Annotated in this window: 7 protein-coding genes; 5 read left to right on the top strand and 2 right to left on the bottom strand. The window is 69.6% G+C overall.

Translation table 11 applies throughout. The features are described from left to right. Window positions 1-291: 291 nt before the first annotated feature. Entirely contained in the window at window positions 292-672 is a 381-nt protein-coding gene (locus VR44_RS41095) for a hypothetical protein (protein WP_157880269.1), read from the bottom strand. Here VR44_RS41095 and VR44_RS41100 point away from each other — a divergent pair. After that, entirely contained in the window at window positions 644-1,213 is a 570-nt protein-coding gene (locus VR44_RS41100) for a cytochrome P450 (RefSeq protein WP_245691681.1), read from the top strand. The genes VR44_RS41095 and VR44_RS41100 overlap by 29 nt on opposite strands. A gap of 114 nt (window positions 1,214-1,327) precedes the next feature. Here VR44_RS41100 and VR44_RS11190 read toward each other — a convergent pair whose 3' ends face one another. Then, entirely contained in the window at window positions 1,328-2,245 is a 918-nt protein-coding gene (locus VR44_RS11190; protein WP_245691680.1) for a TrmB family transcriptional regulator, read from the bottom strand. Between the two features lie 627 nt (window positions 2,246-2,872). On the opposite strand from VR44_RS11190, the gene VR44_RS11195 reads away from it, so the two are divergent. The 4 genes from VR44_RS11195 to VR44_RS41105 form a co-directional block, all read left to right on the top strand. Further along, complete coding sequence (locus tag VR44_RS11195; protein WP_045947284.1) at window positions 2,873-3,856, top strand: AraC family transcriptional regulator; 984 nt, start codon at window positions 2,873-2,875, stop codon at window positions 3,854-3,856. A 1,040-nt stretch (window positions 3,857-4,896) separates the two neighbouring features. After that, a complete protein-coding gene (locus VR44_RS11200) occupies window positions 4,897-5,118 on the top strand; it encodes a hypothetical protein (RefSeq protein ID WP_045947285.1) in 222 nt (73 codons plus the stop codon). 7 nt (window positions 5,119-5,125) lie between these two features. Beyond that, window positions 5,126-5,440 (top strand): hypothetical protein, encoded by a 315-nt coding sequence (locus VR44_RS11205; RefSeq protein ID WP_045947286.1) that lies wholly within the window; start codon window positions 5,126-5,128, stop codon window positions 5,438-5,440. A 272-nt stretch (window positions 5,441-5,712) separates the two neighbouring features. Continuing rightward, a partial coding sequence (locus tag VR44_RS41105; protein ID WP_157880270.1) for a CHAP domain-containing protein occupies window positions 5,713-6,851 on the top strand: 1,139 nt, incomplete at its 3' end.

The following is a 6,851-nucleotide window of genomic DNA, read 5'->3' on the forward strand; positions in this document are numbered from 1 at the left end:
CGTCCGGCCGTGGGGCGGCCGGGGCCGGCCACTGACGCAAGGGCGGGGATCTGGCTTGTGATCATGGACGGTGCGCGGATGGACCCCCACCCATTACCGACCTCGCTCCGGGCCGAGGCCCCCGTGCGCCGCTGGCCGGCAGCCGGTGATGCGCCGTTGTGGCTCCTGACACGCGAGGCAGACGTCCGTGCGGCCCTCGGCGATCCCCGGCTGACGGTGGACCCCTCCTCCGTACACACCGGCCCGGTACACGACGGCTTCTCCCTCCCCGAGCCCCTGCACGACAACCCCCTAACCAGGGACGGCGCCGGCCACCAACGCCTGCGTCGCTTCGCCGCCGCGGCCTTCTCCGCGCGCCGAGCCGAAACGATGCGCCACCGCATACGGTCCGTCACCGCGCACCTGACCGCCGGCCTGGCCGCACGGCCCTCGGCCGACCTGATCACCGACTTCGCCATCCCGCTGCCGCTGACCGTCACCGCCGACCTGCTCGGCGTCCCCAGCGCCCACCGGCCGGCCCTCGCCGAATGGACGGCGGCCATGGTCACGCACAGCCGTCACTCCCAGCTCGACACGGCCGTTCACCACGTCCGACACCCACCGGCAGATCACCGAGGACGAACTGGTCTCCCTCGCGTTCCAGATCTGGTGGGCAGGCATCGAGAACGTCACCCACGACATCGGCCACGGCGCGCTCCACCTGCTCACCCACCCCCACTACGCCGACACGTTGCGCGCCGACCCGCGGCTGCTGCCCGCCGCCGTCGAGGAAGTGCTCCGGCACACCGCGCCCACGGCCACGGCCGCCCCCCGTTTCGCGCGCACGGACCTCACGTTCGCCGGCGCGCGGATCGGTGCCGGGGACACGGTGCTGCTCAGCCTCACCTCGGCCCACCGCGACCCGGCCGTCCGCCCCGACCCCCGCCGCTCCCTTCCCTCGCGCGCACCGAAGGCGCACCTTCGCTTCGGACGCGGCCCCCATCACTGTCTGGGCGCGGCCCTTGCCCGCGTCCAGCTCCAGACCGCTCTCGGCCACCTGCTGCACCTGCCCGGCCTCGCCCTGCTCCCCGGCCGACCTGTCCGGTACCGGGTCTCCCTTCGGCTCCACGGCTTCGACGAACTCCCCGTCGGTTTCGGTTCACGTGACTCGGGTCCGATCGTCCCAGCGCCCGGCAGGGTCGGCCTACCGCCACCCTGGCGCGCATCGACGTGACCCTGCCCTGTGGTGGGTCCTCAACACCATTGTCCGCGTCGAGCACGAGGGGGGTGGCTCAGAGCCAGCCGTGGTGTGCGGCCTTGATACCTGCTTCGAAGCGGCTGCTGGCGTTCAGGCGTTCCATGAGATGGAGGACATGTGGCGGCCGACGGTGCGTGTGGAGATGCCCAGTCGTTGGCCTGCGACGTCGTCGGTGAGGCCGGTGCCGAGCAGTCGCAGGAGTTCGCGTTCGGTGGGGGTGAGGCCGGTCCGGGAGTCTTCGGGGCAGGCGGCGCCGAGGGGGACAGCGGTGCTCCACGCCTGTTCGAAGAAGTCGAGCAGGGCGGCGAGGATGCCGGGTTCGGTGACGTACAGGGCACCCTTGCGGTTGTCGGCCGGGTCGATGGGGACCAGGGCCTGCGCGCGGTCGACGACGACCAGGCGCTGAGGGATCGTGGGGGCGGTGCGGACCTCGCTGCCCTGGCCCAGCAGCCAGTGCGCGTAGGTGCCGACGTGGGGCTGGTTGCGGGTGGCGTCCTGGTAGAGGGTGCGCATGGTGATGCCGCGCCCGAGCGCCTCGGCGTCGGCGAGGCGGCTGGCTGCGAGGTCTTCGGGGCTCTGGTTCCCCGGCTGGCTGCTGAGGACCTCGGTGGTCGCGCTGTGGCCCATCCGCTCAAGGCGGCCGTGTATGGCATCCATGCCGAGGAGTCGTTCGCCGTGGGTGGTGCGGTCCTTGGCTCGGTCCGCGACCAGACGTGTCACGGCGGCTCGTGATGCGGCCAACTGAGCCTGCCGTGAGGCCAGTTCGGCCTCCTGGGCCGAGAGCATGTCGGCCAGGCCGATGTCGGGACTCACCGCGCGCATCTGACCGGGCCGCTCGGCGGAGGCCCGGACCAAAGCCAGCCGGCCCAGCTCGTCGAGGTGGTCGTGCACGCCTGCGGGGCTCAGGCCGCAGTGTGCGGCGATGTCGTCCACACCGTATGCAGGGTGGTCGAGCATCGCCTGGTACACCGCTATCGCCCCGGCCGTGAGGCCCAGAACTTCAAGCATTTCATCCCCCCGGATGACAGGAATTCTTTTCCTCGAGTGGCCGGCTGGTCTCTTCAGGCAACTCGTCGACATTTCATACAGGAAAATTTGTTGGCGGAAGGTGCTGCACGTCTTCAGTCACGCGGAATTACGTCGCATGTGCAGGCAACGGGGCGGCGGGCAGACAACCCGCCGGCGTCTCGCATGTCCTCTCGCGGAGGCGCTGGTCGACAGCATCACCGTGGTCGGCAGGACGCCAGGCCGGAGGGGCGATGATACGGGAAGAGCAGCTGCTTTCCGCGGCCCAACGATCGTTCCTGATTCTGCACGCGCTTTCCCCGTGGCAAGCGGACCCTCTGTTCCGGCGTGGTCGAGCGGCCCGCTGGACTCTCGATTTACCAGCCATTCTCTCAAGCCCCGGCGAGGAGGTCATTGGCGTGCAGTGCACAGTGTCTTGACGGACGGTCGACACCGTCGCCCACGTGCGATGGCATGTGAGGGGGGGGGGCAGGCCCCCACCGCCGGAACGTTGAAATATAGACCAGGTTAGGGTTGGCGATCCGTTTTTAGTGCATACGTCCAATCCGGTTCGGGCGTGCGCGGGGTGTCTCCTTGCATGGCGGATTCCCCCCGTGTAGACCGTTTGTCATGCTGCCTGAAGTGACGTTTCGCAGTTCCGAACTGCTACCCGCCGACCGTTTTGAATGCTGGCGGTCCCTCATGTCGGAAACGCATGCGCCAATGGACATGCAAAGCGAGCATGCTGACGATTTCTGGGTGAATCAGCGAACTATTTCGCTCGGTGAGGCAACCGTTTATCCCCTGGAATGTCACCCTCTTACTTTCCGTCGCACGCCGAAACTGATCGGGAAGTCGGACCCGGAAGCCTATCACCTTTCTTTCGTCAAACGGGGGACGGGAGTCGTTACGTTGGGCAAGGAGACAATCGTGCACACCGTGTTCGACTACCACACCAGCGACACCTCGCGCCCGTTCGATCTCTGCACCGGCCGGGAGAAATTCGAGGTCATCGGCATCGAAGTGCCCAAGGCCCTCGTTCCGCTGCCCCCGCGCATCGCCGGGCAGGTCATCGGCAAGCGCATATCGGCCCAGCACGGTATGGGGGCCCTGTTGGCCACGTTCCTCACCCAGATAACGACGGACAGCCACTCCTACCAGCCAGCCGACGGTCCACGCCTGAGCACTGTGCTGACGGACCTCGTCGCCTCGCTCTTCGCCGGCGTTCTCGACGCCAACCGGTCCTTGACTCCGGAAACGCACCGCCAAACCCTCACCCTCCGCATCAAGGCCTTCATACAGAAGAACTCCGACGACCCGCGGCTGGACGTGGCTGCGATCGCCGCCGCGCACCACATATCCGTCAGTTACCTCCACCGTCTGTTCCAGCGGGAAGGGGACGGAGCGACGGTTGCCGGATTCCTGCACCGGCAACGACTTGAGGGAGCGCGGCGAGACCTGTCCGACCCTCTACGCCCGGAAGTACCCGTGCACGTCGTCGCCGCCCAGCGGGGCTTCAGCCACGCATCCGCCTTCAGTCGGGCATTCCGCGATGCTTACGGCATGCCTCCCGGGGCCTATCGCAGGCAGTTCCTGGGCCTCGAGCGCTCATGACACGCGCGGGGCCCGGCCTGCCTACCGCCCCGGGTTGCGGAGGCCATGTGTCGCCGATCATCGGATCGTTGGCCTGGAACGCCGGGTAGCGGCGTGGGCGGACCGGGTTCCACCTGGCGCAGGTGATGCGGCAGTACCTCGCCGGTGGCCTCACCACCGGCTCGCCTGAGGACCGATGGCAGGTGTTGCCCGGTGCTGTCCTGGCCCACGCCGGGCAGGGGCCGGACCGCACGCAGTACGAGCCGGGCCCAGAGAAGTTCGTCTTCCCGGTCGAGGCTACCCCGCCCGCGGCCCCGTCCCGCTCGGAGCGATCGTGGCGGGCGTCCGTCGACGTACAGCTCGAACCTCGGGTACCGCGGCGAAGGCCCGGATGCCGGCCTCGCACGGCCTGCCTCCACTCGCCGCAGTGCGAGCTCCCCGAGGCGGGCTGCCAGGGATCCGGCACCGGCGTCCCGGCGTCACATGCTGCGGTCGCGCCGCGCCCCGCCTTTCGCCGGTCCTCTGGAATTGCTTGCGGCGGCAGCTGCTTGGGGTGTTCCGGTTCACGGGCCGGGAGGCCGTGCGGTGACCATCATGGGCGTAGGGGCCCACGGCATCCGGCTTCCGGCATCCGGCGCTCCGGCATCCGGCAAGTCGGCACGTGCACGTCCTTCCCGGCGGACATCCGTGCCGACGGCTCACCCGGTTGTCCACCGCCCCTGTGTGGCTGCGCCGATGTCTGCTCCCGCCAGCGCCCTTCCGGTCGAGCAGTGGGCCGCCGCTGCGGGTCCGGGACCGCTGCCGTGAGAGGAGTGGGTGCGCCACGGGCAACCGGTGCGCGGTGTCGGCAACCCCGACCTTGGCATGTACGCGTCAATCTGTCCGGATCCGGTCAGGCCGATTGGCGACACCTGGAAGGCCTTCCGCCCGCCTTGCCGTGCGGCGAAGCTATTGATCGCCGCCAGGGAAACAGCCGGAAGCGGCAGCCGAACGGAGCGTCAACCGCGGGACGCCCCACCGGCCCGGCACACCCGCCTACCAGCAGAAGAAGGACCTCCATCATGCTCCGCACCCGTATCGTCCAGGCCGCCGCGGTCGCCGCCGCCTCCCTCACCGTCGTCCTGATCGCTCCCATTGCCTCCCACGCCGCCACCACCGCGACGGCACCCGCCCAAGCCGCCGCCACATCCGACAGCCTCGGCTGGGGCGGAACCACCCCCACCTCCACGGACAGCCTCGGCTGGGGAGGGGCCGTCCAGACGAGCCTCGGCTGGGGCGGCTGAGCCCGCGATGGACGTCGTCTACGCAAGCCTGAAACGCCGACACCCCGGTGTGGGGGCGCAGGACGGCGAGGCAGCCGAGGCCGTGGACGCACTGTGGGCCCACGCCCAACCCGCCGACGGGCTCCAGCACGCCACCGCACGGCCCCTGGACGATCGGATCGACCTCCTCCTCTACTTCCTCAGCCGGGACCCGTCCGACCAGCCGGACGCCGTAGGCCGCGCCCACAGCCTGATCTCCCGCAGCCACCGGACCTCGTCCGTGCTCCACCGGCGCTACCAGGCCCCTGAGCCACCGGAAGCGACGGACCCCACCGACCGGTGACCACCACCCCGGCCACATAGGACATTCCCCACCCCGGCCTCGGCGCCCACACCCGGCGGTGCCGCCCTGCCCGCGACAGCACTCGCCGAACCCCGCCGCCAACCTCTTGCGGCCCGAGCGCGCCCCGCTGTCTGCCGGCCTGCGACACCGACCGATCCACCTGCCCGCCGGCACCCGAACCTCACGCTGCCCGCAGCCGGCCTGACAGATCCCGGCCTGACCTGCCAGCAGCGCCCCAACAGACCTTCACCACAAACCACTTGGAGCTTTCGATGTCCCGCATCCGTACTCGCCTCGCCTCCTCCGCGGCCGCCCTCACCCTGGCCGCCTCCGCCCTCGGTATCCTGACCGCCCCCGCCGCCCACGCTGCCACGCTCGGCGACTCGATCGCCGCGACGGCGACCGGCCAGCTTGACAGCCCCGCCTGCGGAAACGGCGGATCCGGCTACTACGCCCCCGGCAGCAACCAGACCTCCAGCTGCTCCGGCGGCTCCAGGACCCACGCCTGGTGCGCGGACTTCGCCGGCTGGGTCTGGGCGCAGAACGGCGTGAAGAACCTCGGCATACTCAACGACCTCGCCAACAGCTTCCAGACCTACGCGGAGAAGTACGACGGCGGGCTGTCCGGCACACCCCACGTGGGCGACGCCGTCTTCTTCCACCCCGTCTCCTTCTTCGGTACCGACTACGACCACGTGGCGATCGTCACGGCGGTCAACTCCAACGGCACCATCAGCTGGACCGGCGGCAACCAGGGCGGGTACCCGGGCAAGGTCTCCACGAACACCGCGTCGGGCGCGGTCGGTACGGTCGTCTGGCAGAGCGGGGGCTACAACGTCAGCATCCGCGGCTACGCCAGCCCCGTCGGCGGCACCACCCCGCCCGCGCCGGCGCCCGTCATCAAGTCGTCGGCGGTGGGGGTGTTCCGGGACGGGACGTGGGCGTTGCGCAATGCGTCGGGTGGGATGACGACGGCAGGGTTCGGGCAGGCGGGTGACATTCCGATCACTGGTGACTGGGACGGTTACGGCCATGACCAGCTCGGTGTCTTCCGCCCGTCCACGAACACCTTCGCTCTGCGGCACGACGACGGCAGCAGCAATTCGCTGGAGTTCGGGAACCCGGGTGACATTCCGGTGCCGGGCATGTGGGACCACAACGGTCACGCGCAGATGGCGGTCTACCGCCCTTCCACCAACACCTTCACGGTGCGTCACGACAATGGTTCCACTGACTCGGTGACCCTCGGCAACCCGGGCGACATTCCGATCGTCGGTGACTGGGACGGCGTCGGCCACACCCAGATGGGCGTCTTCCGCCCCGCTGCCACCGACAGCGACCAGAACACCTTCGCGCTGCGCCACGACGACGGGTCGGTGACCACCGCGTCCTACGGCAACAAGGGCGACCT

It is taken from the genome of Streptomyces katrae, assembly GCF_000966975.1.
In the GTDB taxonomy this organism is placed as follows: domain Bacteria; phylum Actinomycetota; class Actinomycetes; order Streptomycetales; family Streptomycetaceae; genus Streptomyces; species Streptomyces katrae.

Excerpts from the sequence above, each read along its gene's own strand:
- VR44_RS11190 (WP_245691680.1), bottom strand. The coding sequence starts at position 2,245 with ATGCTTGAAGTTCTGGGCCTCACGGCCGGGGCGATAGCGGTGTACCAG.
- VR44_RS11195 (WP_045947284.1), top strand. The coding sequence starts at position 2,873 with ATGCTGCCTGAAGTGACGTTTCGCAGTTCCGAACTGCTACCCGCCGAC.
- VR44_RS11200 (WP_045947285.1), top strand. The coding sequence starts at position 4,897 with ATGCTCCGCACCCGTATCGTCCAGGCCGCCGCGGTCGCCGCCGCCTCC.
- VR44_RS11205 (WP_045947286.1), top strand. The coding sequence starts at position 5,126 with ATGGACGTCGTCTACGCAAGCCTGAAACGCCGACACCCCGGTGTGGGG.